Source organism: Granulicella aggregans (assembly GCF_025685565.1).
GTDB classification, from domain to species: domain Bacteria; phylum Acidobacteriota; class Terriglobia; order Terriglobales; family Acidobacteriaceae; genus Edaphobacter; species Edaphobacter aggregans_B.
On record NZ_JAGSYE010000001.1, the window covers coordinates 261545 to 287548 of the forward strand.

The 26004-nt window shown below is 60.8% G+C and carries 26 protein-coding genes; 13 read left to right on the forward strand and 13 right to left on the reverse strand.

Annotated features, from left to right (window positions below; all coding sequences use genetic code 11):
* The first annotated feature begins 2 nt into the window (after positions 1 to 2).
* Positions 3 to 818, forward strand: coding sequence for a signal peptidase I (lepB, locus tag OHL18_RS01030; protein ID WP_263372976.1), 816 nt, complete (start codon positions 3 to 5; stop codon positions 816 to 818).
* 158 nt (positions 819 to 976) lie between these two features.
* Positions 977 to 2635, forward strand: coding sequence for an AsmA family protein (locus OHL18_RS01035; RefSeq protein WP_263372977.1), 1659 nt, complete (start codon positions 977 to 979; stop codon positions 2633 to 2635).
* 338 nt (positions 2636 to 2973) lie between these two features.
* Here the strand turns inward: OHL18_RS01035 and OHL18_RS01040 are convergent, their stop codons facing one another.
* Together OHL18_RS01040 and rlmB are read right to left on the reverse strand one after the other, a co-directional pair.
* A complete protein-coding gene (locus OHL18_RS01040; protein ID WP_263372978.1) occupies positions 2974 to 5013 on the reverse strand; it encodes a M1 family aminopeptidase in 2040 nt (679 codons plus the stop codon).
* Between the two features lie 153 nt (positions 5014 to 5166).
* The gene (rlmB, locus tag OHL18_RS01045) at positions 5167 to 5991 is read right to left on the reverse strand and encodes a 23S rRNA (guanosine(2251)-2'-O)-methyltransferase RlmB (protein WP_263372979.1); all 825 of its coding nucleotides are present in this window, start codon (positions 5989 to 5991) and stop codon (positions 5167 to 5169) included.
* A 144-nt stretch (positions 5992 to 6135) separates the two neighbouring features.
* Here rlmB and OHL18_RS01050 point away from each other — a divergent pair, with 144 nt between their 5' ends.
* The 6 genes from OHL18_RS01050 to OHL18_RS01075 all read left to right on the forward strand — a co-directional run bounded on the left by OHL18_RS01050 (position 6136) and on the right by OHL18_RS01075 (position 10459).
* Positions 6136 to 6969: a hypothetical protein gene (locus OHL18_RS01050; RefSeq protein WP_263372980.1), complete on the forward strand. Its 834-nt coding sequence runs from the start codon at positions 6136 to 6138 to the stop codon at positions 6967 to 6969.
* A 129-nt stretch (positions 6970 to 7098) separates the two neighbouring features.
* Positions 7099 to 7860, forward strand: a complete 762-nt coding sequence (locus OHL18_RS01055) for a hypothetical protein (protein WP_263372981.1) — start codon at positions 7099 to 7101, stop codon at positions 7858 to 7860.
* A gap of 79 nt (positions 7861 to 7939) precedes the next feature.
* Positions 7940 to 8566, forward strand: coding sequence for an RNA polymerase sigma factor (locus tag OHL18_RS01060; protein WP_263372982.1), 627 nt, complete (start codon positions 7940 to 7942; stop codon positions 8564 to 8566).
* Entirely contained in the window at positions 8566 to 8964 is a 399-nt protein-coding gene (locus tag OHL18_RS01065) for a hypothetical protein (protein ID WP_263372983.1), read from the forward strand. The genes OHL18_RS01060 and OHL18_RS01065 overlap by 1 nt, the downstream gene beginning before the upstream one ends.
* A gap of 45 nt (positions 8965 to 9009) precedes the next feature.
* On the forward strand, positions 9010 to 9555 hold the full coding sequence (locus OHL18_RS01070) for a zinc ribbon domain-containing protein (RefSeq protein WP_263372984.1): 546 nt from the start codon (positions 9010 to 9012) through the stop codon (positions 9553 to 9555).
* 28 nt (positions 9556 to 9583) lie between these two features.
* The gene (locus OHL18_RS01075) at positions 9584 to 10459 is read left to right on the forward strand and encodes a LytR/AlgR family response regulator transcription factor (RefSeq protein WP_263372985.1); all 876 of its coding nucleotides are present in this window, start codon (positions 9584 to 9586) and stop codon (positions 10457 to 10459) included.
* On the opposite strand, the gene OHL18_RS01080 is transcribed toward OHL18_RS01075, so the two are convergent.
* The 6 genes from OHL18_RS01080 to OHL18_RS01105 all read right to left on the reverse strand — a co-directional run bounded on the left by OHL18_RS01080 (position 10456) and on the right by OHL18_RS01105 (position 15997).
* Complete coding sequence (locus OHL18_RS01080) at positions 10456 to 10977, reverse strand: class D sortase (protein WP_263372986.1); 522 nt, start codon at positions 10975 to 10977, stop codon at positions 10456 to 10458. The genes OHL18_RS01075 and OHL18_RS01080 overlap by 4 nt on opposite strands.
* Positions 10978 to 11112: 135 nt before the next feature.
* Positions 11113 to 11958, reverse strand: a complete 846-nt coding sequence (locus tag OHL18_RS01085; RefSeq protein WP_263372987.1) for a hypothetical protein — start codon at positions 11956 to 11958, stop codon at positions 11113 to 11115.
* Positions 11959 to 12117: 159 nt separating this feature from the next.
* On the reverse strand, positions 12118 to 13581 hold the full coding sequence (locus tag OHL18_RS01090; protein WP_263372988.1) for a GGDEF domain-containing protein: 1464 nt from the start codon (positions 13579 to 13581) through the stop codon (positions 12118 to 12120).
* A 147-nt stretch (positions 13582 to 13728) separates the two neighbouring features.
* A complete protein-coding gene (locus OHL18_RS01095; RefSeq protein ID WP_263372989.1) occupies positions 13729 to 15087 on the reverse strand; it encodes a glycosyltransferase family 39 protein in 1359 nt (452 codons plus the stop codon).
* Positions 15088 to 15234: 147 nt separating this feature from the next.
* Positions 15235 to 15606 (reverse strand): gamma-glutamylcyclotransferase family protein, encoded by a 372-nt coding sequence (locus OHL18_RS01100; RefSeq protein WP_263372990.1) that lies wholly within the window; start codon positions 15604 to 15606, stop codon positions 15235 to 15237.
* A gap of 40 nt (positions 15607 to 15646) precedes the next feature.
* Positions 15647 to 15997, reverse strand: a complete 351-nt coding sequence (locus OHL18_RS01105; protein ID WP_263372991.1) for an STAS domain-containing protein — start codon at positions 15995 to 15997, stop codon at positions 15647 to 15649.
* Positions 15998 to 16319: 322 nt separating this feature from the next.
* Here OHL18_RS01105 and OHL18_RS01110 point away from each other — a divergent pair, with 322 nt between their 5' ends.
* Positions 16320 to 16646, forward strand: a complete 327-nt coding sequence (locus OHL18_RS01110) for a DUF2442 domain-containing protein (RefSeq protein WP_263372992.1) — start codon at positions 16320 to 16322, stop codon at positions 16644 to 16646.
* 133 nt (positions 16647 to 16779) lie between these two features.
* Here the strand turns inward: OHL18_RS01110 and OHL18_RS01115 are convergent, their stop codons facing one another.
* Positions 16780 to 17868 (reverse strand): putative phage abortive infection protein, encoded by a 1089-nt coding sequence (locus OHL18_RS01115; protein ID WP_263372993.1) that lies wholly within the window; start codon positions 17866 to 17868, stop codon positions 16780 to 16782.
* A 115-nt stretch (positions 17869 to 17983) separates the two neighbouring features.
* Positions 17984 to 19930: a glutamine--fructose-6-phosphate transaminase (isomerizing) gene (gene glmS, locus OHL18_RS01120; protein ID WP_263372994.1), complete on the reverse strand. Its 1947-nt coding sequence runs from the start codon at positions 19928 to 19930 to the stop codon at positions 17984 to 17986.
* 76 nt (positions 19931 to 20006) lie between these two features.
* Between glmS and OHL18_RS01125 the strand changes: the two genes are divergently transcribed.
* Positions 20007 to 20981: an NAD(P)-dependent oxidoreductase gene (locus OHL18_RS01125; protein ID WP_263372995.1), complete on the forward strand. Its 975-nt coding sequence runs from the start codon at positions 20007 to 20009 to the stop codon at positions 20979 to 20981.
* A gap of 231 nt (positions 20982 to 21212) precedes the next feature.
* On the opposite strand, the gene OHL18_RS01130 is transcribed toward OHL18_RS01125, so the two are convergent.
* On the reverse strand, positions 21213 to 21788 hold the full coding sequence (locus tag OHL18_RS01130; protein WP_263372996.1) for a TetR/AcrR family transcriptional regulator: 576 nt from the start codon (positions 21786 to 21788) through the stop codon (positions 21213 to 21215).
* A gap of 136 nt (positions 21789 to 21924) precedes the next feature.
* Here OHL18_RS01130 and OHL18_RS01135 point away from each other — a divergent pair, with 136 nt between their 5' ends.
* From OHL18_RS01135 to OHL18_RS01145, 3 genes are all read left to right on the forward strand, one after another.
* A complete protein-coding gene (locus OHL18_RS01135; RefSeq protein WP_263372997.1) occupies positions 21925 to 22305 on the forward strand; it encodes a DUF4267 domain-containing protein in 381 nt (126 codons plus the stop codon).
* Positions 22306 to 22358: 53 nt separating this feature from the next.
* Positions 22359 to 22808 (forward strand): DUF1772 domain-containing protein, encoded by a 450-nt coding sequence (locus OHL18_RS01140; RefSeq protein WP_263372998.1) that lies wholly within the window; start codon positions 22359 to 22361, stop codon positions 22806 to 22808.
* 62 nt (positions 22809 to 22870) lie between these two features.
* Entirely contained in the window at positions 22871 to 23407 is a 537-nt protein-coding gene (locus OHL18_RS01145) for a cupin domain-containing protein (RefSeq protein WP_263372999.1), read from the forward strand.
* A gap of 175 nt (positions 23408 to 23582) precedes the next feature.
* Here OHL18_RS01145 and OHL18_RS01150 read toward each other — a convergent pair whose 3' ends face one another.
* Positions 23583 to 24428: an alpha/beta fold hydrolase gene (locus OHL18_RS01150; RefSeq protein ID WP_263373000.1), complete on the reverse strand. Its 846-nt coding sequence runs from the start codon at positions 24426 to 24428 to the stop codon at positions 23583 to 23585.
* Positions 24429 to 24597: 169 nt separating this feature from the next.
* Positions 24598 to 25866 carry a cupin domain-containing protein gene (locus tag OHL18_RS01155; RefSeq protein WP_263373001.1) on the reverse strand — a complete coding sequence of 423 codons (1269 nt, stop codon included), beginning with the start codon at positions 25864 to 25866 and terminating at the stop codon, positions 24598 to 24600.
* Between the last annotated feature and the right edge of the window lie 138 nt (positions 25867 to 26004).

The window sequence follows — 26004 nt, forward strand, 5'->3', positions numbered from 1 at the left end:
CGTTGACTAACGCCACCGAACCGATCGTGAACGAAACCGCCGAGTCCCAGCCCGTCGAGCAGCAGGAGACCGAGACTCCCCTCGAATCCCTCTCCTCCATCTGCACCGTGCTGGCAGTCGGCCTCTTCGTCATGACCTTCATCTTCCAGAACTTTGAGATCCCTTCGGCCTCGATGGAGAAGACGCTGCTCATCGGCGATCACGTCGTGGTCGACCGCGTCACGCTTGCGCCGCGGAGCCTCTGGGCACCGTTCCTCGACTACCGCCCCGTCCACCGCGGCGACGTCATCGTCTTCCTCAAGCCCAACCCCGAGACCCCCGACCTCTTTCTGGTCAAGCGCGCGATCGGCATCCCCGGAGATCGCATCCACCTTCGCAACGGCATCGTCTATCTCAACGGAGTCGCCCAGGACGAGCCCCAGGCCGGCAAGCCAGCCTACGATGGCAATCCCTATCATGCGTATAACCCCTACCGCGACGACTTCCCCAGCATCCCCGCCTCGGTCGATCAGGGAGCCACCGCGAGCTGGTCGCTGGAGATGCCCAGCCACGTCGAGGGCGACGACCTCGTCGTCCCTCCCGGCAAGATCTTCGCCATGGGAGACAATCGCACCGAGAGTCTCGACGGCCGCTTCTGGGGCTTCGTTCCGCAGGAGAACATCGTCGGCCGCCCCATGTTCGTGTACTGGTCGTTCAAGACCCCAGCCGATCAGATCGACAAGACCAGCATGGGCGATCGCCTGAGCTTCATCGTGCACATCGTTACGCACATCTTCACCGAGACTCGCTGGAGCCGCACCTTCCACGTCGTCCGCTAGATCCCCAAATATCGGGCAAGAATCGGGTGCCCCATCCATCGCGCCTTTGTCTCTCGCGATGGGTGGGATATTGGTGCGAAACACGAACCCCTTCTATTCCCTGAATCACCCCTCCCTGAGAATAGACGTGAGAATAGAATTGCCTCTTGAGTACCTTCATGCCCGAGACCTCCACCCCCGCCGAAGCCCCAGCACGCCCCCGCCGCAATTACTTCTCCTTCGGCTTCGCTCTGCTCTACCTCTTCATCGCCTGCATCATCGCTCTCGCCGTGCTCCCACCGCTGCTGAACGTCAACCGCTTCAAGCGGCGCATCGTGACCAGCATCAGCACCAGCCTCGGCCGCCCCGTCCATCTGGACAGCGTCACCCTCGTCCTGCTTCCGCTCCCCGGCTTCAAGCTTGAAAACTTCGTCGTCGCTGAAGACCCCGCCTTTGGATCCGAGCCCGTCATCCATGCCAATGAGGTCGAGGCCACCCTCCGCATCGCCTCCCTCTACCGCAAGAAGGTCGAATTCTCGAAGATCAGCCTGAAGGAACCCAGCATCAACCTCGTCCATGCCGAGAGCGGCCAGTGGAACATTGAAGGCATCCTCCTCAAGGCCGCGCAGATCTCCGCCGCGCCGACCGCCCAGGCCACCGCCGGCCCCGATCCGCGCTTCCCGTATATCGAAGCCACGGACGCCCGCGTCAACATCAAGTCCGGCCTCGAAAAACTCCCCTTTTCGCTTACTGAAACTGACTTTGCCCTGTGGCTTCCCCAACCCGGCCAGTGGCGCGTGCGCGTCGCGGGTAAACCCACCCGCACCGACACCAGCGCCTCCGACACCGGCATTGTCTCCCTTGAAGGCACACTTGGCCGCGCCGAACGCTTCGACCTCATCCCCATCGACCTCGCCGCCGAGTGGAAAAACGTCCCCCTCGGCGAGGCAAGCCGCGTCCTCACCGGCGACGACGCCGGAGTCCGTGGCGAACTCCGTCTCAGCGCCACGCTTCGCGGCACCGTCGGCACCAGCACCCTCAAGACCTCGATCGACCTCCGCGGTCTACGCCGCGCCGACTTCGTTCCCGACCAGCCAATCCATCTCCGTGCCGACTGCCAGGCCACCACCGCCGAGACCTTCCATGCCCTCCAGCAGATCCGCTGCAGTTGGCCTCCTCCGGGTGAGCCCACTCTCCTCGCCCTGACCGGCGATCTACCCAGCATCCACAATCCCGCCTCCGCCAGCTTCCAGCTCGGCACACCCGGCCTGCCCGCCGCCACACTCCTGCAGTGGCTCCGCGCCGCCAGCCCTCGCGTCTCGCCCGACATCATCGCAACCGGCACCCTGACGGGAAGCGTCTCCCGGACAGCGAATGGCGAACCGCCCACCACACCGTCCGGTCGGCTCGTCCTCACCGGAGTCGAACTCTCCAAAGGCCCGCTCGGCAACACCCCCATGGCCATCGGCGACACCACCATCACCTCAGCGGACTCTGCAGCGGGCTTCGTGCTTGCCCCGACCACTCTCGCTTTAGGAGGCAGGGAGCCAGCAACCCTCGAAGGCCACTTCGACAGCTTCGGCTACAGCCTCCACCTCACCGGCAACGTCCTCCCTTCGCGTCTTCTCGCACTCGGCACTGCGATCCCCCAGTTTGGCGACGGCCTCCCGGCACTCTTTCTCCCGCCGTCGGCCCCCCAGCCCCCGCCGTCGAAGGAACTCCCCATCCATATCGACCTGACCTCGATTCGTACCTGGGGCGGCGGCCAATCCTGGTCCCGTACCATCCCCACAAAGCCGACGGGCTCCACCGTACACGGCAGGCGCTCGCGTAACTAGCGCCCCGTCAGAAGCTCCCCGTTTTGTGTTGTCAAGCCCTGCCGTCTTGGGAAATGGCGGTAAACGAAACATTACAAAAGGCTTAAAGCCTGCAAAAAACTTGCCCATTTACCCCGTGCAAGCTGCTACGATTTAAACAGGAATTAGGAAAGCGCCGGTCTTTCGCCCGAGGCTTCTGAATGATTCGCCGGATGGAGCCTAAAACCTTTGTTTTGACGACTTTGGCTTCTAAGCCTTCTGTTATGAAGACTTTAGCCAGTCGAAACGAACGCACTCCGCTGATTCAAAGGACTTTAGGCAGAATCCGCCCTCTTTTTTTTTGGGGGGGAATGCTCCGTTCACTCAGGAACGATCTTCCGCGTGTGGATATTCTCGCGCAGCTCCGGCACCGTCCCGTCGCCGACGACAACCTCTTCCGGAGTGTCCTGGAAGACAATGCGGATCGCCGCGTTTGACCGCCCCGGAACCCGCAACCGCTCGGTCGCTGTCAGCTTCGCGGACTTCACCGTCACCGGCACCTCCGCCGCAGCGTCCCCGTCATTGCGAACGCTCACTGCCACCAGCCAGCCGTCCGTCTTGCCCGACGCAGCCGATGCCGGACGCGGAGCGACGTTCGCAATGCTCAGCTCCGGCAGACCCTTGTCGTGATACACCCAGTCGTCGAAGAACCACCGCAAATCTTCTTTTGAAGTCTTCTCGAGCACCTGCTCAAACCCTTCATCCGAGGCGTCCGCCGTCTTGTCCTTTCGGTAGAGCTGCAACGCCTGCTTCAGCGCATCGTCGCTCGTAATCGAGCGCAGCATCCAAAGCACCGCCGCCGCCTTCGTCCGGTAATAGATCTCGTTGCTGGCCCCAACCAGGCTCTGCCCCGATCCAGCCTTTTCTCCTTGCGAAAAGTCCGGCTCAGCCAGCGCCAGCGCCGAGGTCGTCTGATGCAGCCGGTCGAGCCCCGCCTGCCGCCCGTCATTCGTCTCCACCCACAGCAGCGACATCAACTGCGCAACTCCCTCGTCCAGCCACGCATGGCTTGAGCCAAACCAGGCATGGGAAAGCGTATGCACCATCACCGGCGTAAGCGCGAAAGGCTCCGCATCCTGCAACGGCGTTACCAGCAGAGCGTCATCCTCAAACGGCTGCCCCTCATGGTCCAGAATATCGAGCGGCTGCAGCGGACTCGTCCCCAGCCAGTCCATCAGCAGCGGCTGCACCTTCGCCGCCGCCTCCGCATACCGCTGCAGAACTCCATCCTGGTCCGTCACCGCGCGAAGCAGAGCGCCGTCGGTGGTCGTCGATACCTTCTCTGTGAGGAATAGGCTCAGCCCACGGAAGCCCATCGGCCTCGCATGGAACTCCGCCGTCGCCACACCGCGGCCTTGTGCTACGGGCAGATCGTCGTTATCGCTGACTGCGGCGAACAGCTCGCGACGCCCGCAAAAATAGACCGCATCGGGAGCGTCGCCGGTGTACTCGACTGTCAGACGCAGCTTCACCGTCGCCGCCTGCTGCCGCAGCTTCGCCCGGCCGACTGAATCGAAGAGCTTCGCTCCATCACCCAGAAAGACTGGCGCTCCAGCGACGGGATACCACATCACATTCCCGTACCCGCGCAGCGCCGTCCCGCTGGCAGAGACCTGGTCCCAGTCAGCCTTCGCCGCCTCGTCATCAGGCGCGCCAATCCGCTCCAGCCGTTCGCCAGACTGCGGAATGCTGCCCGAGTAGATCGCCGTCAGATCGATCGAAGCCCCCGGCGCAAGCGGCTCCGCTAGCGTCAGCAACGCCTCGCGCGCCACTCCGGTATGGTCAGCGTCGGTATTGATCCGGTGCTGAACGAACGTTCCCGCCGCACCCGAACGCACCTTCAGCGTCTCCCACGCCAGCGAAGACGAGACCTGTAGCGGAATCTGCTTCAGCGCCACCTTGCCATCGTTCCGCACTGTCAGATTCGCATGCGCCTCAACCGCCGACTTCGCCGTGACCAGGTGCAGGTCGAGGTCGTAAGTAGTAAACGTGACTGCCTCGCGCTCGTCATCCGATACGCTGACCTCCACATCGGGAGGCCCGGTCCTTCCATCGGGCATCGGTTGGCTCGAAGACTCACCTGTAGCCACGGGCGTAGTTTGATCGGGCATCGCAGTGGGATCAGCGTCAGTCGGCGTCTCCTTGCGCTCGAAGATCACCTTGCCTTTCGGCGGAAGCACCTCATTCGACGCCGGCTCAACCGGCCTGTCCTGGACAACAGGTGAGGCAGGCTTCTCCTGGGCCGGTGGAGCTGGCTCACTCTGCGTCGGCAACTTCTCCGGCGGCGTATAAGGAGCCGGCTCCTGCCCATGCAAACTTCCCGCCACTCCTAACAAAACCGCCGCTGCAAAACCCTTCAAATCAACCTCATCACTTCGTAACCTAGAATCACCGCAGTAAAGAACCGTCATCTCGACCGGAGCGCAGCGTAGTGGAGAGACCCTCGCATTTTTTCGAGGTGCCCCATTCATCGCGATGGGTCCGATCGAACGACCAACCCTCAGGGAAGCCTTTCACGACCCCAGCCCCTTCTGAACCTTCACCTTCTTCGGCGCAACCGGCACTTCGGTTAGACTCCGTCGCTGCCGCATGGCCTCGTACATCACAATCGCTCCCGCTACGGACACGTTCAGCGACGACACCGCTCCCGCCATCGGAATCCGCAGCAGGTGGTCGCAGGTCTTCTTGACCAGATCATGCAGCCCCGCGCCCTCGCGTCCCAGCACTAGCACGCAGTCCGTGCGGAAGTCGAAGTCCATGTAGTCGGGCGACCCGCGCTCATCAAGCCCCAGCACCCACACGTTCTCCTTCTTCAACTGCTCGAGCGACCGGACGAGGTTGGTCACCTTAGCGATCTTCACGTGCTCCGACGCGCCCGCTGAGGTCTTCGCCACCGTCGCGTTGATCGGCGCCGACCTGCGCTCCGGGATCAGCACTCCATCCACTCCGACTGCATCCGCCGTCCGCAGCAGGGCCCCAAGATTGTGCGGATCTTCCACTCCATCCAGAGCTAGGAAGAACTTGTGCCTGCCTTCCTCTGCAACCGGAGCGACCTTCGCCTTGCCGCCCTTCTTGCCCGAGGGGATCAGGTCTTCGATCGCGAGATACTGCCGCTCGCGCACCATCGCCAGGACTCCCTGGTGCTGGTCCGTCTTGGCCAGCCGCGTCATCTCGTCGCGCGACTGCGAAGCTACCCGCACTCCCGCCACCCGGGCCAGAGCGATGACCCGTTCCAGCCGTTCGTCCTTGCGGTCGCGCGCCACAATCACATGGTCCAGACCGCGCTGACCGGACTTCAGCGCCTCCTCCACCGGGTGCAACCCGTACAAAACTTCCATCCCTCAAGTCTACCGCTCCGCTAAGTCTGTGCCCCATTCATCGCGCTCTTGTCTTTCGCGATGAGTGGGTCCGCCACAAACCTTCCACGTTTCCCATCTGAAACATTGCGAACGACTGCCGCGTCTTCTGCTACGGATGATCTGTTGAAGCAGTTGAATTATCTGAGGGTTGCAACCATGCAGCGTCTCCCGGCAGTCCTTCTCGCGTTCTCCGCCATCGCCACGCAACCGGCAGTTGCCCAATCCAGAAACCAGACCACGCAGCTCCCCGCCGGAGTCCGAATCCCCCTCGCTGTCACGCGGCCCGTCTGGTCAGCGGCCGTCAGACCCGGCGACCCCATCTACACCCAGACTACCTTCCCCGCAACCGTCGATGACCACGTCGCTATCCCCTCCGGCACCTACGTCGAAGGCCAGATCGACTCCCTTACCAAGCCCACCCGCAAGCTGAACCACGCCACCTTAGCGATCCACTTCACCAAGATCATCTTCGCCAACGGCTACACCGTCCTTCTGCCCTCACCGGATGCCAATGCCGATTCGGCCGACCGCGCGACTCTGGACATCCAGGCCAGCACCGCCAACGATCTCCTGCTCGACAACGGAGCGAAGATCGAGATGACGCTCGGCTCGCCCCTCACGCTCGACGCCGCACAGGTCTCCGCGGCAATCCCGGCCTCGAAGCCTCTTGACCCCGGAGCCTTCAAGTCCGCCACTCTTTGCCGACCAACATCTGGATTTCCGGGCTCTCCAGGAAGCCCGGACACGGTCATCCCCGGCAGCCCAGGCACGCCATCGATCACCATCCCTGGCGCCGGGGGCTCGCCGGACATCACCATTCCTGGCACCCCGGCGACACCCGCGACCGTCATCCCAGGCTCACCGGGGACGCCCGATACCCCCGGAACCTTCTGCCCTGCGCCGCCTCTCGTCCTCTCAAGCAGCGCAGCCTTTTCCCCCCAAGCCAAGCACAACTAGGAGCTTGCTGAAGAAGGCCGAAATAGAACGAGAACCGTAGCCCAGCAAATACAGCACTTACGGCACGGTTGAAGCCGTGCCCTTAAGCAAAACGGAGTATTTCAACAAGTTCCTAGAAAGCGAACCGTCATGCGCTCCAGCGTCACTGCCGCACTTCTGATCGTCTGCCTCGTGTTCTCTCAACTGCCTGGCTCCGCGTCGGCCCAGGCGGCCCAACCTGCAACCGTCACCGTAGCTGCGGGAACCGTCGTCCCTCTCACCCTCGTCAGCCAGATCAAGAGCAAGTCTTCCAAACCTGGCGACTCGATCCGGGCCGTCGTCGCGTTCCCGGTCACCGTCGGCACCCAGAGCGCCATTCCTGCCGGAACCTACGTCGAAGGCACCCTGCTCACGCCCGCGCCGAAGGTGAAACATCAACCAGACCCCGGGGTAAGGATCCACTTCACCCGGCTCGTCTTCGCAAACGGATACAGCGCTCTGCTCGACGCCACCCAGACCTCTGCGCTGGCAATCCCACCCGTTCCGTCATCTCCCGGCGCACCACCGCAATGGGGTGCCATGGCACTCTCCGCGTCTTTCGGCAGCTTCGACCCTGCCAGCTTTTTGAGCGCAATGGGCTTCCGCATGCCTTCGCTTGCGAGCGGTTGGCGAAGCTGGCTCATGTCTCCGCAGACGACCACGCCTACGGCCCCGCCATCCCTTCCACATGTCGGTCCAAGCACGGGAGCCATCGTCGGTATCGCGCTGGCCAGCGTCGTCCCTCTCGTGCTCGTCGTTCTCTTTCACCACCGGACCGGAAACTCCGACTTCATCGTCCACGACGCCGGATGGCAGTTCCAGATGAAGCTGGACGCCCCACTCACGCTGAATACCGCTCAGATAGTTCCTTAAACTTCAAAGAAATCCCCTAAAATTAAGAGAAACCGCGACTTTTATTCCGAAACCGCCGTCTGATCTCTATATGAAAGCCATGGCCCTACCCCTATCCGCCGCGATGGTCGAGCAGAACGAGCGCGAGAACCTCGCCATTGCCCACGGATTGAAGCGGCAGGACCCTGAGCTCTTAGACAAATTGATCGAGCAGTACCAGCACCGCCTTCTCCGTTATCTTCTCTTTCTCACCGGCAAGCGCGAGGTCGCCGAAGACCTCTTCCAAGAGACCTGGATGCGCGTCCTTCTGCGTGGTGCGCAATACAACGGCAAGGCCCGCTTCGACACCTGGCTGTTCACCATCGCCCGTAACCTCGTCATCGACCTCTCCCGCAAGCGCACCATGGCCAGCCTGGACGAGATGAGCGAGGGCGGCGAGGACGAACGCCCCTTCGAGATCGCCATCGACGGCCCTTCGCCGCTCGACCAGTTCCGCACCCGCGAGGACTCAGCCGAGGTCGCGGAAGTCCTGCTCAAGCTCGAACCGAACTATCGCGAGGTCCTCGTCCTTCGCTTCCATGAGGAGATGTCGCTCGACGAGATCGCTAAGATGACCTCCGCACCGCTTTCGACCGTGAAGTCCCGGCTCTATCGCGGCCTCGCCGCCCTGAAGCCGGAGATGGAACGCATCCGCCGGACGCCTACCGCGATGGGGGTAACCCGCTGATGCAGGATGGAGCTGGACGCGAGACCATACCGAGCAGACTGGACGACGCGATCTCTCAGGCTCCAACTGCGCGAACGGTGCTGCGCGAGATGAACGCGACCGCAAACTCCGCCATGGTCAACCGCACCCACCGGGTCATCCGGGAGCGCGCCCGCACCGTCAAGGAACGCCGCTCGAAGATTCGCAGCCTCTGGATTCCCTTCATCATCTTTTCGTCGCTGCTTCTCGGAGTCTGTTTCGCGGTCTGGACCGTCCTTGAAGAGTACGAGTTGTATGCCGCTGGCTCGCAGGTTGCCGGCTACCAGGTAGTTGTACCTCTACTCTGGTCGATTCCTGTTTCAGCCGCAGTGCTCGCCGTGGTATGGTTCCGTCAATCGCGGTCGGATACAGCCCGCTAGTCCACGCAGGCGAGAGTCATTCCAAGAAGCAGCCAAGGAAATCTGATGAGAGCATTCTGGCATCACGACAACAAAGAGAACGATCGTCAGGAACCCTCGCACAGCGAACTCAGCCTGATTCCTGGCTGGTCGATCGCGCTTGCGGCCATCGCTTTTCTGGCAGCCCAGTATCTCTTCCACTTCGTCCTGCCGCACCACAAGCCTGACATGCTTCCGATGCGGCTGATGATGAGCTACTCCTGCGGAACCCTGCTCGCCAGCTACGTCCTGATGATCGGCTACGTCAGCCGCGACGTTCGCAGGCGCGGCATGTCGGCCCCTCTGTGGATGCTGATCGTCATCATCATGCCCGGCGGCGTTGGAGCGGTGGTCTACTTCCTGCTGCGCCAGCCGATGCTAACGCGCTGCCCGCACTGCTCCACCGAGATCGCTTCCACCTTCCACTTCTGCCCGCAGTGCCAGTTCCAGATGGCCCCCGTGTGCGGCCAGTGCTTCCGCGGCGTGCAGATCACGGACGTCTACTGCACCCAATGCGGACATGACCTGGCTGAGGACCATTCGCCCGCGCGGCTTCGGGTCTTCCGCGACTAGCCGCTTCAAGGACTAAACTGGAAGTCTGATGGCCCCTTATTCCACTCCGGCCGGCAATCCGGGCTTCCCCAGCCCCATACCCTCGACCACTCCGCTCACTGCCATCGTCGTCGACGACGAACCGCTCGCTCGCCAGGAACTTGTCTACCTCCTCGAGCAGTCCGATGGAGTTGAGGTTCTGGCGCAGGGTACGAACGGCATCGAGGCAGTCGATCTTGTCCGCTCCTTTCAGCCAGATCTTGTCTTCCTCGACGTACAGATGCCTGGCCTCGATGGCTTCGCGGTGCTCAAGAAACTCCTCGACAAGAAGATCAGGCTGCCCCAGGTTGTCTTCGCCACGGCGTTCGATCAGTACGCCGTCCGCGCCTTCGAGGTCAATGCCGTTGACTACCTGCTGAAGCCGTTCGATCGCAGCCGTGTGCTCAAGACCATCGAGAAGGCAAGGACGCGCATTGCGGCACCGCTTGAGACGCCGATCGAATCGAACAGCGACAGCCGGATCGACGCACTGTTGAAGTTGATGGAGGAGCAAGTCCAGGCTCCGAAAGCCTCGTCCCTGCGACCGCAGATCGGCAAGGTCGTCGTGCGCGCTCAGAACCGGCTGCTTCTGGTCGACCAGCGAGAGATCTGCTACGCCTCCATCGAAGACGGTGAGATTAATGTCTTCGCTCAGGCGATCGAAGGTCAATCGAACTGTCGAACGCTGGAAGAGTTGATGGACCTGCTTGATCCGGAGATGTTCTGGCGAGCCCACCGGTCCTTCGTCGTGAATATCCAGCACATTCGCGAGGTTGTGCCGTGGTTCAAGTCCAGCTACCAACTGCGCATGGATGACGCGAAGAAGACCGAGATCCCGGTAAGCCGCGCCCAGACCAAGCGTCTGCGTGAGCTTTTCAATCTCTAGGGCTTCGTCGCATCGGGTGCGACCGAGAGCAGCTCCGCATGCACCACGAAGCGCTTCGGAGCTTTGCCGATATAGCTGAACGGATAACAGGTGATGAGCACCAGCCCCGGCGTGGATTGAATATCCAGAACGCTCACCTTGTCCGGCGTCACGATCTCGGTCGAACTCACCCGGTAGTGATAGGTTCCCGTTCGGTCAATCAGCCGGACATCCATTCCCTTCGCCGCTTTGCGAAGCTGTCGGAAGTGCGTATCGCGATGTCCTGCGATCCCCACAGTCCCTAAGCCACCCGGATACGCCGTTCCGGGGATGTGGCCCGCACCCTCACTCAGACTGGTTGAGTCGTCGCCTGCGAGCAGCGGAGTTACAAGACCAATCTCCGGGATCTCAACCCTTCCGACAACCTGAGGCGCCCCCCCTGCTGTGACGTCCCAGGCTTCTCCCGGTTCGGCGGCGCTGCTCGAAGCAGACACCTTCACCGGAACAATTTTTGACCCTGCCGCGCGCGCGGACGACATTCGAACTCCAGCCGCTATGCAGACTGCGAATAGGCCAAGTCCGGCGAGCCATAACGAACTCTCAAGCCTTCGTGAGAAGCTCTTCGGGTCTTCGGCCGGTGATCCGGTCATTGGTGTCTTAGGCATGATGAGGGACTACGCTCTGCCGCGGGCCAGACGCAGCGAACCAGCCGCCATCAACATACCGAGAGACGACAGAGCCAGCAGGGGCAGATCACTGCCCGTCTGCGGAAGGCTGCTGGCTACCGGCTTTGTCTTCACCTTCGAGACACGCGCTGGACCCGAAGCATCAGAGACCGGAGGAGCCGGTCGCGGACTGGCAGCGCGAACTGGCGAAAGCTCTTCTGGCGGTTCGTTCCGCGCAATCTGCGTCGTCGCTGATTCGACCGGAGCGACAAAGCGCTTCGCCTCGATCGCCGGGGTCTCGTTCTTCGGCCCGACGCGCGTTGCTTCCAACATCCAGAGCGTGACCACCTCACGATCCTCCGGCGTGAGCTTCGGATCGGGCTTCCGGCCCTCCGACTCAGGATCAATCGCCGGAACGCTGTAGGTGTTCAGCTTTGCGATGGCGACAGCCTCGTCCTTGGGGTAGACGAACTCAAGAGTGTTCCCGCCGGGAAAAGAGAATCCGCGAATCGCCGCCGAACCCTTCGGGGCGGAGGTCCACAGGATCGGCCCTTGATGATGGAGAGCCACAAAGGGATCGAACTCGGGATTGTGGAGGCCGATGAAGGTTGCCAATGCCCGGCCTGAACTATCATCGACACGCAGGATGTAACGGTCCTTCAAGTGGTCGAGGATTCTGATCGAATAGTTTCCCGGATCGAGGACGTGACCTGGAACCGTCGTCTTGGCGTCCAGATAGAGAGGCGCCGAAACCAGGACGTAGCTGGGCTTCTGCGCTGCAGCGGAGGGGATGGAACAGAGTACCGGGGCTAACGTAAGTGACGTTGCCAGTACGGAACGATAGAGAATTTTCATGGGCGACTCCTGGCACAAGCGGACAAGGTCTCCTTGGAAGCTTGCTCCGGATACCCACATGCCTTGGAGGATCGGATGCCGATTCGGCAACAGGAGTTAGCGCTGTTGCCTAAGACCGACAGCTGCGGAGTAGCGTACGACGCTTTAAGCAGCAGGCGTTCAAGCTCTTATCGGGATGACTCGTTGCTCGGAGTCCGCCCCATGCACCCGGTTGCGACCCGCTGACTTCGCCTGGTAGAGAGCGGCATCGGCGATCTCCAGCAGCCGGGACTCGTCCTCGCCATGGGCCGGGGTCAATGCGGCACAACCGAGCGAGACCGTCACCTGCTCCCCTTCGGCGGCGCGATGCGGAATCGCCAGGTCGAGTACCGCAAGCCGCATCTGCTCCGCGATGTGCATCGCTCCTTCGAGGTCGGTATGCGGCAGCAGAAGCGCAAACTCCTCACCCCCAAAGCGGGCGAGATGGTCCTGACCCCGCTGGACCTTTGCCTGTAGCGCAGCAGCGACAGCCTGCAGACAGCGATCGCCGGCGTGGTGGCCATAGATATCGTTAAATTGCTTGAAGTGGTCGATGTCGATCATCACCAGCGCAAGCGGCGTCTGCACGCGAATCGCGCGGCCCCACTCCTGCGAGAATCGCTCGTCGAGCGAACGGCGGTTCGCAATTCCGGTCAGGCCATCGAGCGAAGCCAGCAGCAGGAGTTGCGCGTTGCGATCGACGAGCTCCGCGGCCATGCGCCGCCGCTCCAGGGTCATGATGGAGGCGGGAAAGAGCGCCACCAGATGGAAGCCCAGGAATAACTGGAAGGCGACATCGCGGGTCACGGGAAGGCCAGCCGGCCATCTGCCGAACGGCCCCATCGCATTCGTCGTCAGATAGACAGAGAGGAACGCGATCGCGGCGACGGCCAGCGCTGACCCGGAGAAGCCGAGGAGGGAGTCGACCAGCAGCAGCGTCGGATACAAGAGAAACAGCAGCGGATACTGGCTGACCGAGAAGACGACTCCGGCAGTGGCAAAGGCCATGCCGAGGACAACCAGCGTACGCCACACCGTCCTGACGCGGAAGAGCGCCAACATCTCCTGCGAACGGATAGAGAGCGCCAGCGGCATGATGGCCGCGATGCCGATGGCATCGGCGGTGGCCCAATCATCGAGCGCGGAGAAGAAGGCCTGGCCCTTCGTGATCTTGAAGTAGACAGCGGCCATGACGCCCGAGAACAGCGGTCCCACCACCAGCGCGCAGACGAAACGGATGAAGATTCGCGGCTTCCGCAACCACTCTTCGAGGGTGGTGAAGCGGGGCAGGAACCATGCGCTGACGACAACCTCGATGAGCGAGAACACCCGCTGCCAGATCGTGGAACCGAGGGTATTGTCGTCGAGAAACTCCCCCAGACCAATCCCCAACTCGATGCCAATCAGCATCGGCAGCCACTCCGACTTCGGACGGCAGATCAGCAGCGCGATGGTGATGCCGTTGAGCGGCCAGAGGATCGTCCACCCGGCGCTGAAGGCGAAGAGATTCAGCGACGTGTCGGCGATGAAGTAGATGAGGAAGAATGCGAACGCGAGTATCGCCGCCGTGCGAAAGGAGACGCGAGTTGGAGCGGCAACGGACAATGGCCCTCTGTCTCCTAACGCACACAGCTGCGCTGAGTATCGCTCACGCGCCGCAGAATGGCTATGGCACCTTTGGGGAGAGCTGGATTTCAGTGATGCGCCATTCTACCGTAGACTGACGGGCGCTAACTCCGGCAAGCGAGAGACTTAAGCGACGCTTACAGACTCGCTTAGCTCTGACGAGCTCTCACGGAGGTGAGGCGCGACGCCAAAGATGCCGATGGTTACGAGGATTACGATCACCGGCTCAATCGGCTGGCGGTAGTCCATCGAGGCGTGGGTGAGGTAGTAGGTCACCGGGAAGCACGCGATGAGAGCAAGAAGCGGAAGTGCCGCTTCCCTGCGTTGTGTCCAAAGACGGCGTGCACCGCGCAGCATCATCACCGTAACCCCCGTGCAGAAGAAGAAGTTGGGAAGGTCCAGCGGTTCCAGCCGCAGATAGGACGGGCTGAAGCTCCAGAATCCCGTCCAGTAGCGAACAAAGCGGCGGACCGTCGCCACGGCAAACCATAGCGGGTGATGGCTGACGAACTCCGCCGCAAGCCAGTGCTTCTTCTCAAGGTACTGGATCTCACCCAGCCGCTGGTATTCGCTCATCTCCACAGGATTGCTGGCGGGGTGCGCCCAGCGGACGTTGGACTCGAAGCTGTCGCCCGAGTTTCCCGCGTAGAACTCCAGCCAGAAGTTGTCGCGGATCGGAACCACGGTGCCCATCGTTCGCGAGACATGGACCGCCCAGGGAGCGAGGACGGCGAAGAGCGCCGCCAATGCAAGCAGGGTCTTCGCGCGCCAGGGCAGAGCCGCTTTGTGACGTTTCCAGATGGCGAGAAGCAGCAGAACGGGCAGCACCGAGAGAATGGCCGGGTTTACCAGCGCGGTAAGGCCATAGACCGCTCCGAAGGCGAGCCAGATCGACGTCCGATGGATCGCGTGGAGGCGGAGCAGGATCGCCAGACAGGAGGTAAAGAGCAGCGCCGTCAGCGACCACTCCCACACTACCGTCGAGTAATAGATGGAGAACGGATAGACGACCCACGCCCAGGCAGCATAGCCAGCGACTCGGCTGGAAGCTGCGGACTTCGCAATGAAGTAGATGGGGATGCAGGTGAGCGCGGAGAAGAGGCTGTCGAGCGAGAGGATGACCACGCCCGCATGCAGCGAGTAGATACCGAAGATCCGGAAGATGCCTGCAAGGAGATAAGGAAAGACGGGCGGAACAAGCGCTGTCGGTCCGGTAGCCGGCCAGAAAGGTGAGCTGAAGCCATGGCCATTTGCGATCGAGCCGGCGACCCAGCCAAGCTCCCAGCCGAAGCTACCGAAGTGCGGGCAGGAGGTGGGAAGGCTGCGGTAGACCAGCAGCACCACAATCATGCGGATAAAGAACGCAGCCGACACGGCGCGAAGCAGCAGAGCGGTGGAAGACCCGGGATCAAGTTGGCGAGCGAGAAGGCGAACGAAGGGAGATTTCGGACGGGGTCTGATGCTCTGAAGTTCTAATACCGGCAAACGGAGTCCTTGGATGGATTCGGGTGGAAAGCCCGTGTCAGCGGCCCGGTAAAAGGCATTCTCTGTGCTGATGTTACTGAAGTGTAAGACGTTCCACCAGAGCAATAGGGATGCACGCCAGTCTCACTTTGCCGGGTTTGCGCTTCACTAAAAAGTCACGGGATGATTGTAGGTGTAGACCCAGCAGGCGATCTCCGTGCCCGCGTCCGGACCGCTTTGAAGAGTTGCGAGGACTCGCTGACGGAGGAAGAGGCTGTTCGCGGGGTCGGAGCGGCGGAAGTCTTCGTAGTCGTCGAGGCGGGCCAGGATGGAGGGGTCGTCGGGCAGGATGAAGAGCTCTCCGGCGACAATGTCGGCGGGATCATCGCTGAGGACGACACCGGGGTAGGGGCCGAGGTCGTAGAGCCGGGCATGAATGGTGGCTCTGCCTCGAGGCTTCAGCAGGCGCGCGGTCGAGGAGATGGCGGCCGGAGCGCGGTCGGGGTGGAGGGTGCCGTAGATGAAGAGGAGGTCGGGCATGGGGCCAGACCTCTATCTTGCACCCTTCGGTCCTCTTGATCTAGGCGACGGTGATGCCGTGCTCTTCCGCAGAAGCCAGGGTCGCGAGCAGGTTGGTGAGCGTCAGCAGGTTCTTCACCTGTTTGCCGAGATGCAGCAGCTTCAACTCGCAGCCTGCGCCCCTGGCGTGGACGTAGAGGCGGACGAGGGTGCCAAGGCCCATGCTGTCGACGTAGGTGAGGTCTTTGAGGTCGAGGGTGAGTAGCTGGCAGGAGGAGGCGACCTCTTTCAGGTCGGCGTAAAACTCGTCGGTGAGGCCGGCTGTGAGGCGGCCGTGGCACTTGACGAAGGCGACTCCAGGCTCACGAACGATCTCGTAGGTGAGCGGCTTGGTGGGTACTTCTTCGGGCATCGATGGCTCCGTGAGGAAGAATGCGTTCGTAGAGACGATACTTGAAAGCGCCTGATCGCGCGAATACATTCATGATGTGGGTTCGAAGACGTTTGCCGGGGTTTGGTTCGCCGCGTACTCGCATGACCACCGCCTCCGCATGTGCATGGACAATATGCGGGTGTTCGCGTGGTGGTCGATCTGCTGACGAATGGGGACGTGCGGCAATCTTCGCGATGGAATGCGGTGACACCGCCCAACGCGAAACGGAGCGACGTGCGGCATATCCTGGCTGTAGCGGCTGGGCATTACGATGATCTGATGGCACTGTGGAGGACGACGCATGGCTGATTTAACAACCGACGAAGAGATCGACGCGGCGCTGGAGCGGGCGAAGGCGTTTGAGAGCTTTCCGCGCATCGTCGAGGCGGTGTATCGGCCTGAGCCGGGGCTTGAGTTCCTGATGCTGCGGCTAAGCGATGGGCGTCGGCTGCTGATTCCGCGCGAGGAGCTTGGGGAGTTGAAGGATGCCACGCCGGAACAGGCTGTCGATCTGACGATTGGGCTGCACGGGGTAGATATCTGGTGGCCGCAGCTGGATGACGGGCTTTATCTGCGGGATTTTCTGGAGTATCGGTGGGGTAAGGGGCAGCGTGGGGTCGCTGCGTAGGCCGAAGATTTCGGCTTTGAAGCACTACAAGCTGGAAGGGTTTTCGGTGGAGCGGTGGAAGGAAGATTTGAGACTGCGGCGGAGGTGGATTGATCAGAGAAGATGCCCCGGCGAGTAGACTATCTGTCGCGAATTAGCTACCACGAGGGCCTTTCCATGTGTATCCGTCGGGATAGGAGCCTGGGCAAAATGGAGTCTCAAGAGGAACAAGAGGGCGCTTATGCTTCTCTGGCTTTTCGAAGTAGCCTTTGTCGAAGAGCAAGGTGGGGTCAAGCTCTAAGGCGGGATCAAAGAAGTTATTCGGAATATTGTGAACAAGCCTAAATCGTTCAATCAGATTCAGGTTCCACCAAGGAGATCCCATCGGGGTTAGACTGTTCAACAAGAGCAGAGCCTGCTCATGGGTGGAAAGCTGTGCTCGTATAGTACTCATGTGTTGTTGAGCGGCGAAGTCAGAAGGTGCATTAGCCTCCACAAAACGAACCATTTGAAAGAGGTGGCGGTAATAGTGCCCTAGCCTTGATTGATGACCCTCAAATGGGAGGTAGGAAAGTTTTTTCTCTTCCCTCACTTCTTCTTTCAGCCCTTGGGAGTTGAGCGCCTTCTCAAGGATATCCACGAATGTGCCCCTGAACCCATCGAGCGACCTGCGGAGCATTCGGGAAGAGTTTGGACCGACACCATAGAACATGCATAAGAAAGAAATTTCTATAAGTTGGCGTTGGGTTAGCTCCTCAGCATTCACCTGTGCTTCATATCTAATGATATTCAGTATCCATCGCCATTCCCGGATCATTAGAACGAAAACCTTTCGTCCCTTCACTTCTTTAACTTCGGTCTCATCTACATTGTCTCTGTGAAGTTGTAAAAGTTGGAAGAAACGATTTTCGAACCGCTCCCTTTTAGCACGTGCATATTCAGTCCGAAATGTTGCGATCAAGAAACAGATGCCAATCAAAGAGATGAGCTGGCCGATATAACCGCCGATGAAATCCCCGAAAACTCCCATCGTTGCAGCGTCTAAGCTGCCGCTTCTGTATGGCGGCAATAGCATCGCGCAATGGATAAGGAGAAAACCTACTATGCCTCCGATTATTTCCCACCTATAGCTCAAGCGTGGCTCGAGGCTTGGCTTAGCTTCTGCTACGAAACCGTCTTTGCTATAGGTTTGAGGCACTCTATCCTTCAATGGGCTCACTTGAGAAGTGGATTTGCTCGCCACTACACACTCTTTGCCATCTTGCCATCCAACATTAACAGAGCGAAGGCTAGATCTTCAATAAGTCACGGACCTGCAAATTATTTATAGTCGCTAGCCTAGCCAAAACTCGCAAATCTTATTCCACCGTCACGCTTTTCGCCAAATTCCTTGGCTGGTCCACGTCACATCCGCGCCTTACGGCGATGTGGTAGGCGAGGAGTTGGAGGGGGACGACTTCGAGGACCGGAAGCAATAGCTCCGGGGCCTGGGGGATGTAGATAACGTGTTCGACCAGTTGGGCGATGTGCTCGTCGCCCTCGATGGCGATGGCGATCACGCGGCCGGAGCGGGCGGTGACCTCCTGGATGTTCGAGAGGGTCTTTTCGTACTTCAGGACGGACGAGGCGTCGTTGGGGTCTTGCGTGGCTATACAAACGCACGGTAAGGTCTCGTCGATGAGGGCGTTGGGGCCGTGCTTCATCTCGCCCGCCGGGTAGCCTTCGGCGTGGATGTAGGAGATCTCCTTGAGCTTGAGGGCGCCTTCGAGGGCGATGGGGTAGTGGATGCCGCGGCCGAGGAAGAGGAAGTCGCGGGCGGTGCTGAAGGACTTCGCTAATTGGCAGCATTGGTCGTCGACAGAGCGCAGGATCTCTTCGATCTTGCCGGGGACTTTCGAGAGCTCGGTGACGAGGTGGATGGACTCTTCCTGGGTGATGGTGCCGCGAAGCTGGGCCAAGTAGAGGGCGAAGACGAAGAGGGCGGTGAGCTGGGCGGTGAAGGCCTTGGTGGAGGCGACGCCGATCTCCGGGCCGGCGTTGGTGGTGATGGTGCCCTGAGCTTCGCGAGTGACGGCGGCGCCGACGACGTTGCAGATGGCGAGGGTCTTCGAACCTTTGGCGATGAGTTCGCGCTGGGCGGCGATGGTGTCGGCGGTCTCGCCGGACTGGGTGATGAGGAGGCCGATGGCGCGGGGGTCGGCGATGGGGTCGCGGTAGCGGTACTCGCTGGCGTAGTCGACCTCGACGGGGAGGCGGGCGAGGCGCTCGATCATGAATTTGCCGGCGAGCCCCGCATGCCATGAAGTCCCGCAGGCGGCGATGGTGATCTGGCTGGCGGTGCGGAAGTCTTCGGGGGTGATCTGCATTTCCTGGAGGAAGACCTGGCCGGTGTCGAGCGAGACGCGGCCCAGGGTGGTGTCGCGGATGGCGCGGGGCTGCTCGTTGATCTCCTTGAGCATGAAGTGCTTGTAGCCGGCCTTCTCGGCCTGGATGGGGTCCCACAGGATGCGCTGCGGTTTCAGGGGGAGCGGGTCGCCGTCGAAATTGGTGAGTTCGACTCCGTTGGTGGTGAGGATGGCGACCTCGTTGTCGGCAAGGAAGTGGATGTTGCGGGTGTGGTGGAGGATGCCGGGGACGTCGGAGGCGAGGAAGAACTCGCCGTCTCCGAGGCCGATGACGGCGGGCGGGCCCATGCGGGCGGCGACGAGCTTGTTGGGCTCGTTGGCGGAGAGGACGCCGATGGCGAAGGCCCCGGTGATGCGCTTGACGGCGCGGCGGACGGCCTCTTCGAGCGGGATGGCGCTGGGGTTGGGGGCGTGGACGACGGCTTCGGCGATGTCGGCGCGGTGGGTGCGTTCGCCGGGCTTGAGGCTGATGCCGCTGGCGAGCTCGATCTCGTCTTCGATGAGGTGGGCGATGATCTCGGTATCGGTCTCGGAGAAGAACTTGTGGCCCTTGGCGATGAGGGCCTGCTTCAGCGTCAGGTAGTTTTCTACGATGCCGTTGTGGACCACCACAAGCGTTCCGGAGCCGTCGCGGTGGGGGTGGGCATTTTCTTCCGTAGGACGACCGTGGGTGGCCCAGCGAGTGTGGCCGATGCCGAAGGTGCCGTCCACCGGCGATTGCGCGATGACGGCTTCCAGGTTGCGAAGCTTGCCGGGGGCGCGGCGGAGTTCGAGGCCGTTGGGGCCTCCAGCGACGGCGATGCCGGCGGAGTCGTAGCCGCGGTATTCTAGCCGGCGAAGGCCTTCAATGATGGTGGGGACGACTGACTTGGGGCCGATGTAACCTACGATTCCGCACATAGAGACAGGGTATAGGGAATAGGGAGAAGGGAGAAGGGGTGGTCCGTCGCCGCATCTAACGGGGGGTGAGGGTCGAATGAACATCGGTTATCTGGGAATGAAGAACTCGTTTTCGATGGAGATGGTGACGCGGCTGCAAGCGGAGTGCCCCGGCGATCGTTTCATCGAGTGGCCGCCTGTGGGGGCGGAGAGTGATCTGGATGTCCTGATCGCGGTGGGGCCGGTGAAGCCGGAGGTGTTCAAGGCGCAGGCGAAGCTGGGGCTTTTCCAGATGGCGTCTGCGGGCTACGACGGGGTGGATGTGGAGGCGGCGACCGAGGCGGGGGTGTGGGTCGCATCGGCGCCGACGGGCAAGACGGGCAATGGCGAATCGGTGGCTGAGCATGCCGTGCTGCTGATGCTGGCTGCGGCGCGGCGACTGAATGAGGAGCTGGCGTTTTCGCGGGCCGGGGCGGAGAACAGGCCGGAGAAACCGCAGGGGAACAAGGCGCTCTTCGGAAAAACGGTCTGCATCGTTGGGCTCGGGGGCATTGGGGAGTTGCTGGTCGAGAGACTGCGCGGCTTTGGGATGGTCTTGACTGGAGTCGATCGGCACCCGGAGCATGCGTCGGCGGGCGTGAAGGCTTATGGCGAGCACGAGCTGCGGACGGCCCTTGCGGATGCGGACTTCGTCGTGCTGGCGCTGCCTGCGACGAAGGAGAACGAGAACATGTTCGATGCGGGCGTGCTGGCGTCGATGAAGGAACACGCCATTCTGGTGAATGTGGCACGGGGTACGCTGGTCGACGAAGCGGCCCTGCTGGCGGCGGTGAGGAGCGGACATCTTTATGGCGCGGGTCTGGATGTGACGAAGGATGAGCCGGTGAGCGCGGGGAATGCGCTGCTCGGTGAGCCAAGGATTGTGGTGACGCCGCATATCGCGGGGTCTACGGACTTGATGCTCGATGGAAGCGTGAAGTTTCTGGTTGAGGTGCTGGAGAACTATCGAAAGGGTTTGAAGTCGGCTGGGATTTTGAATGAGCCGAAGAAGCCAAGGGTTGAGTTGCGGTAGGTGGGTGACGTGGCGGAATGATCTGAGTGCCACGGCCGGTGATTGCTTAGACACTACGCCCGAAGAAGTGGCTTTGCGGGAGTTCCGTTCAAGGTCTCTGACTCTCTAGATAAGTGAGTCGGCGATTTTGCGTAGAGCCAAAAGCCCCATTCTGGGGAAACCCGTCGCCGGACGGGTGCAAGACGAGGGCACTCCTCTAACAGTCGTGGCACTTTCAAAACTTGTTCTGCTTCAACTTGGGAAAGTGAAGAGCTCGACGAACATTTTCACGCGCTCCTTCTGACGGCTGGGTGGAAATCGCTTGGTTCTTGTGAGGTCGGCGATTCCGTGGAGGCCTGCCCAGAAGAGTTCCGTCAGGACAGCCGGCTTCGAGCCCTGTCCCTGAAATAGCTCCATGAGTTGTGCGAACGCGAACCGGAGCTCCGGAGGTGTTTGCGCGTCAGCGAAGGGAATGCTGAGACTGAGCGAAAACATCGCCTCGTAGAGTGCCGGTGAGGACGTGGCGAACTCCAGATAGGCGGTTGCGACTGCTTCGACGATCTTCCCTGGCTTGGCCCGTTTGCGTGCCTTCTCCAAGGCCAGGCCGATCTCCTGGAACCCTTCGATAGCCACCGCAGCGAGGATGCCTTCGCGACTTTCAAAGTGACCGTACAGGACGGGCTGGCTGTAAGAGATTTCGTCGGACAGCCGCCGAACGGTGACGTTGGGCCAGCCCTCCAGCTCCGCGATTCGCCTTGCGGCACTGATAATCTGTGCCCTTCGGGCTTCTCTGTCGCGTTGTTTTCGTTCTGCAATGCGGTTCGGCACGGTAATCTCCATTCGCAAATTATAGCACCGCTAGAACTTATAATTTTGTTAAAAATAATTACGAATGCTCTTGCATCGCGGGGCATCGCCGTGCATCATAAATAGCGTTGCTAGATTTTCTAACAAGGAGATGTTTATGCTCAGCCCAATTTTGCTTTCCCTAGCTGTTCTTATGGCCGTGGCGATCCTCATCATCGGAGGCTTCTACCTCTTTTCCCCGGAGCGAATGACGGGATCGTTCGGTCTCAAGCTGCCCGCAGCGGATGCAGACACTCGTGCATGGCTGCGCTTGAAGGGGGTCAGGGACATCGGATCCGGGCTGGTTGTGATGGCCCTGATGCTGACCACGGGTCCTCGCTCGGTAGGGATCGCGTTGCTGGCGCTGGCGGTCACACCTTTTGGCGACATGTCGGTCGTCCTCAAATCGGGCGGGTCGAAATCGGCGGCGTTCTCGATTCATGGCATAACCTGTGTGGCAATGCTTGTCGTCGGCCTGTTGTTGATCCATGCGCTTTGAGAGACGTGCGCCAACCAGTAGATTGCAAGACAAATTGTTTCTGGAGGAATCACATGGAAGTTCTGAATGTTGTGGTAATCGTCGTCGCTGGGTTGATGGTTGGATGTGAGTTGTCCATCGCCGCGTTTATCCACCCAACTCTGGATAAGCTTCCAGAGGAAGTTCACCTGCCAGCGGCAAGCGCTATCGCCCGGGTGATGGGAGCAGCCATGCCGTTCTGGTATGCGCTTACGCTCCTGCTGACCGTGGTCAAGGGTGCGATCCAATGGCATACCACTGGCCGCTTACCCATCTGGATCGTTGCATCCGCCGTTTTGTGGATGCTGGTGATTGTATTTACGGTGACGACCCTGGTGCCGATCAATAACCGAATTGCATCGTGGGAGACGTCCACTCCGCCTGCGGATTGGAAGCATTACCGGAGCAGATGGGATCTGCTTCACCGCTGGCGCGTTGTCGTGCTCGCGACAGCCTTCGTGTTGCTCATCGTGGGCATTCTGTAACCAACGCTCTTGCGGGCACGATGCGTTCGCAGGACCAACTGAACCACAGAGAGGATAATCCCATGTCTGAGATTGCAGCCACCTACGCTCAACTGCCTGCCGATGATCTTAGCCGCGCGCTGGCGTTTGCCCAGCTAGATAGTCCAACTGCCCAGCATATTGGCCTGGTTGGAAACACGTACACGATCACCGTCGCCGGTAAAGATACCAATGGGCGCTTCTGCGTGATCGACATGCATGTGCCACCTGGTGGCGGGCCGGGGCCGCATCGTCATGACTTTGAAGAGACATTCATCCTGCTGGAAGGCGAGGTGGAGATGACCTTTCGTGGGGAGAAGTCCATCGTTCGGGCGGGTGACACGGTCAACGTTCCGTCCAATGCTCCTCACCAGTTTCACAACTCATCGACGAGCCCAGCCCGGATGATCTGTATCTGCGCTCCAGCGGGCAACGAAAGGTTCTTCGTCGAGCTCGGGGTGCCCGTAGCGACACGTACTACCGCGCCACCCAAGCTCGACAAGATACAGATGTCCGAGTTTGCGAAGAAGGCGAAGGCTGTGGCAGCGAAGTATGGCACGGAACTTCTGGATCAAGCTTAGACAGACCACTTGCTTTGGAACAGATGCCAAGTGGCTTCAACACGCCAACTTGGGTTTAGCTAACGCGAGCGCCTTGAAATCTGGAAGAGCGAGAACAGGCCGATGCATTCATCGAGAATCTCAGATCGCGCGTGGGGCGGGCAGCTACCGCGTCAGACGAGGAGCCGATGCTCGCCTATTCATTTGGCTTGAAGTCCTTGAAGGGTTGGGTGAAGAACTCGTCGACCTTCTTGTTGACTTCGTCGGCGTGCTCGATGACGGTGGGGTGGCCGGAGTTGGGGACGATCCAGAGGTTCGCGTGGGGGAGGTTCTGGTAGATGACCAGGGTGTGCGGGAGCGAGATCACGTCGTGATCGCCGGCCATGATGAGCGATGGTGCCTGGATGGTGCGGAGTTGAGGGAGGGTGATGTGGGGTTCCCACCAGTCGAGGAGGAAGAGCTTGCGGTCGTTCTTCTCTTTGGGCGTGGTGTAGGTCTTGGTGAGGCCGGTGGTGTATGCATGCTCCATCTGGTCCCATAGGCCGGGGGCGAATGGGTCAGGGCCGACCCAGAGGTTGGCGCCGGTGGCGACCAGCTTCTTCACCTTTTCGGGGTGGCGGATGGCCATCAGAAGGGCGTTGATGCCGCCATCGCTCCAGCCGAGGACGTAGGCGGAGTCGATGTGCATGGCGTCAAGCAGGGCGGCGTAGTCGTCAGCCATCATCTCGAAGGTGAGCGGATGGTCGGGATCCAGCGAACGGCCTTGTGACCGGCTGTCGGCGAGGATGACCTTGTAGTGCTGGGCGAAGTACGGGACGTTCTTGCTGAAGGCGGACATGTCGCCGTTGTTGCCGTGGATCATCAGGACGGGCGGGCCTTCGCCGTAGACCTCGGTGTACATCTTGAAGCCGTTGATGTCGTAGAACCTTCCGGCGGCGGGATTGTGGTCGTAAGGAATGGGCTTGGCCTTTTGCGCAACGGTGAACACGACGAAGAAAAGGCTGAAAGCAACGAGGCCAGCGACCGATTTCAGACGAGACACGCGCATGGCCTTCAGGATAGAGGAAGTGAAAGTGCTGAGGCGCAAAAAAGCAGATCCTTCGAGGCCGCGGATCACGATGAGACTGTGATCCGCGGCCTCGAAGGATGACAAGGGTGGGGTTGGTGATACGGGTAGGGTTGGTGATGACGCAAGTTGGATTCGAGCGCGTCTACTCCGGGACGATGACGACTTCCTTCTTGTTGATCTTCGCAAGGAAGTCTTCGCCCGTTGCGATGTGTTGATTGACCAGGCGGGATGGCGTGTGTGCGAGCCATTCGGCGAGCGAGATGTCCTCGTAGTAGGGCGTGGGAAAGACCTCGATGAAGACGAGGTCGGTGTCGCCGGTGTTCTCGACGTAGTGCGGCGCGGACTTGTCGACGTAGCCTACGTCGCCTTCCTGGAAGTCCATGGTGCGGGCGTGGCCACCGGCGGCGAAGACGGTCATACGTCCCTTGCCCGAGACGTAGTACTGCCACTCGTCCTCGTTCGGGTGCCAGTGGAGCTCGCGCAGACCGCCGGGCTTGAGGGTGACGATGGCTGCGGCAATGTTGGTCGCGGGCCAGATCTTGCGGTCGACGATCTTGACCTCTCCACCCTTGCTGACCTTGGTGGGCTTCATCTCGCTGGGGCGGAAGTCGAAGCTGTGTGGCACGCGGCCGGTGCCGGCTTCGGCCTGTTTTTGCTCCTCGGCCAGGGGACGCGGAAGAGGACGCTCGAAGATGAAGAGCTCCTTGGGCGGGACTTTGGCGAAGGTCTCTGCGGGAACGTTGAAGTTCTTTGCCAGCACGTCGGGAGGTGTATGGGTCAGCCAGTCGGTGAGCAGGAAGGTGGCGAACTCGTTGAAGTTGCCGTCGTCGAAGACGAGAAGGAACTGGCAACCATCGTCGCCGAGGCCCTGGATGGAGTGCGGGATACCGCCGGGAAAGATCCAGAGGTCGCCCTTGTTGACGTCACTGACGTGGGAGCGGCCTTCCTGATCGACAGCGGTAATGCGCGCGCTACCGTAGAGCATCAGCGCCCACTCCGCGCCGACGTGCCAGTGGAGCTCCCGGACGCCGCCTTTGATGAGACGCATCTGCACGCCGGCCATCTTCTTGGAGATAGCGAGGTCGCGAACGGTGACCTGACGGGTCCAGCCGCCGCCTTCCATGCGCTTGTGAGAGAGTGAAAAGGAGTACTTGAAAGGGGGCTGACCACCCGCATCGGTCGCCGGAGACCAGACGGAGTTCGGATTCTGTTCGTCGAGCGCGGTGTTCTTCGCTGCCGGTTCGCTCTCGCTGGGGAGATGATGGTCTGGCGTGCGGATGATGGGCTCGTCCTTCGACGAGGTCTCCTGCGCCTGGGCCGAGCCCAGCCCTGCTGCTGCGGCGACGATCGCCGATCCGGCACCAAGAAACTTGCGCCGGCTTACCGTTGCTTCATCCTGCCCTTCAGACATTCGTATCTCCTTAAGGTTGAGTGAGTACATGGGCAGAGTTCTGCCCGAAAAGAGGGGATCACGCTATAAGAATGACACTGAATGAATGGGCCGTCATCAAGGGGCATCTACATCTATAGGGTTAGTGAGCAGGCAGGA

Coding starts and splice junctions, on each gene's coding strand:
- OHL18_RS01035 (WP_263372977.1), top strand. CDS start 977: ATGCCCGAGACCTCCACCCCCGCCGAAGCCCCAGCACGCCCCCGCCGC.
- rlmB (WP_263372979.1), bottom strand. CDS start 5,991: ATGGAAGTTTTGTACGGGTTGCACCCGGTGGAGGAGGCGCTGAAGTCC.
- OHL18_RS01055 (WP_263372981.1), top strand. CDS start 7,099: ATGCGCTCCAGCGTCACTGCCGCACTTCTGATCGTCTGCCTCGTGTTC.
- OHL18_RS01060 (WP_263372982.1), top strand. CDS start 7,940: ATGGCCCTACCCCTATCCGCCGCGATGGTCGAGCAGAACGAGCGCGAG.
- OHL18_RS01065 (WP_263372983.1), top strand. CDS start 8,566: ATGCAGGATGGAGCTGGACGCGAGACCATACCGAGCAGACTGGACGAC.
- OHL18_RS01070 (WP_263372984.1), top strand. CDS start 9,010: ATGAGAGCATTCTGGCATCACGACAACAAAGAGAACGATCGTCAGGAA.
- OHL18_RS01075 (WP_263372985.1), top strand. CDS start 9,584: ATGGCCCCTTATTCCACTCCGGCCGGCAATCCGGGCTTCCCCAGCCCC.
- OHL18_RS01080 (WP_263372986.1), bottom strand. CDS start 10,977: ATGTCGTCCGCGCGCGCGGCAGGGTCAAAAATTGTTCCGGTGAAGGTG.
- OHL18_RS01085 (WP_263372987.1), bottom strand. CDS start 11,958: ATGAAAATTCTCTATCGTTCCGTACTGGCAACGTCACTTACGTTAGCC.
- OHL18_RS01100 (WP_263372990.1), bottom strand. CDS start 15,606: ATGCCCGACCTCCTCTTCATCTACGGCACCCTCCACCCCGACCGCGCT.
- OHL18_RS01105 (WP_263372991.1), bottom strand. CDS start 15,997: ATGCCCGAAGAAGTACCCACCAAGCCGCTCACCTACGAGATCGTTCGT.
- OHL18_RS01110 (WP_263372992.1), top strand. CDS start 16,320: ATGGCTGATTTAACAACCGACGAAGAGATCGACGCGGCGCTGGAGCGG.
- glmS (WP_263372994.1), bottom strand. CDS start 19,930: ATGTGCGGAATCGTAGGTTACATCGGCCCCAAGTCAGTCGTCCCCACC.
- OHL18_RS01125 (WP_263372995.1), top strand. CDS start 20,007: ATGAACATCGGTTATCTGGGAATGAAGAACTCGTTTTCGATGGAGATG.
- OHL18_RS01135 (WP_263372997.1), top strand. CDS start 21,925: ATGCTCAGCCCAATTTTGCTTTCCCTAGCTGTTCTTATGGCCGTGGCG.
- OHL18_RS01140 (WP_263372998.1), top strand. CDS start 22,359: ATGGAAGTTCTGAATGTTGTGGTAATCGTCGTCGCTGGGTTGATGGTT.
- OHL18_RS01145 (WP_263372999.1), top strand. CDS start 22,871: ATGTCTGAGATTGCAGCCACCTACGCTCAACTGCCTGCCGATGATCTT.
- OHL18_RS01155 (WP_263373001.1), bottom strand. CDS start 25,866: ATGTCTGAAGGGCAGGATGAAGCAACGGTAAGCCGGCGCAAGTTTCTT.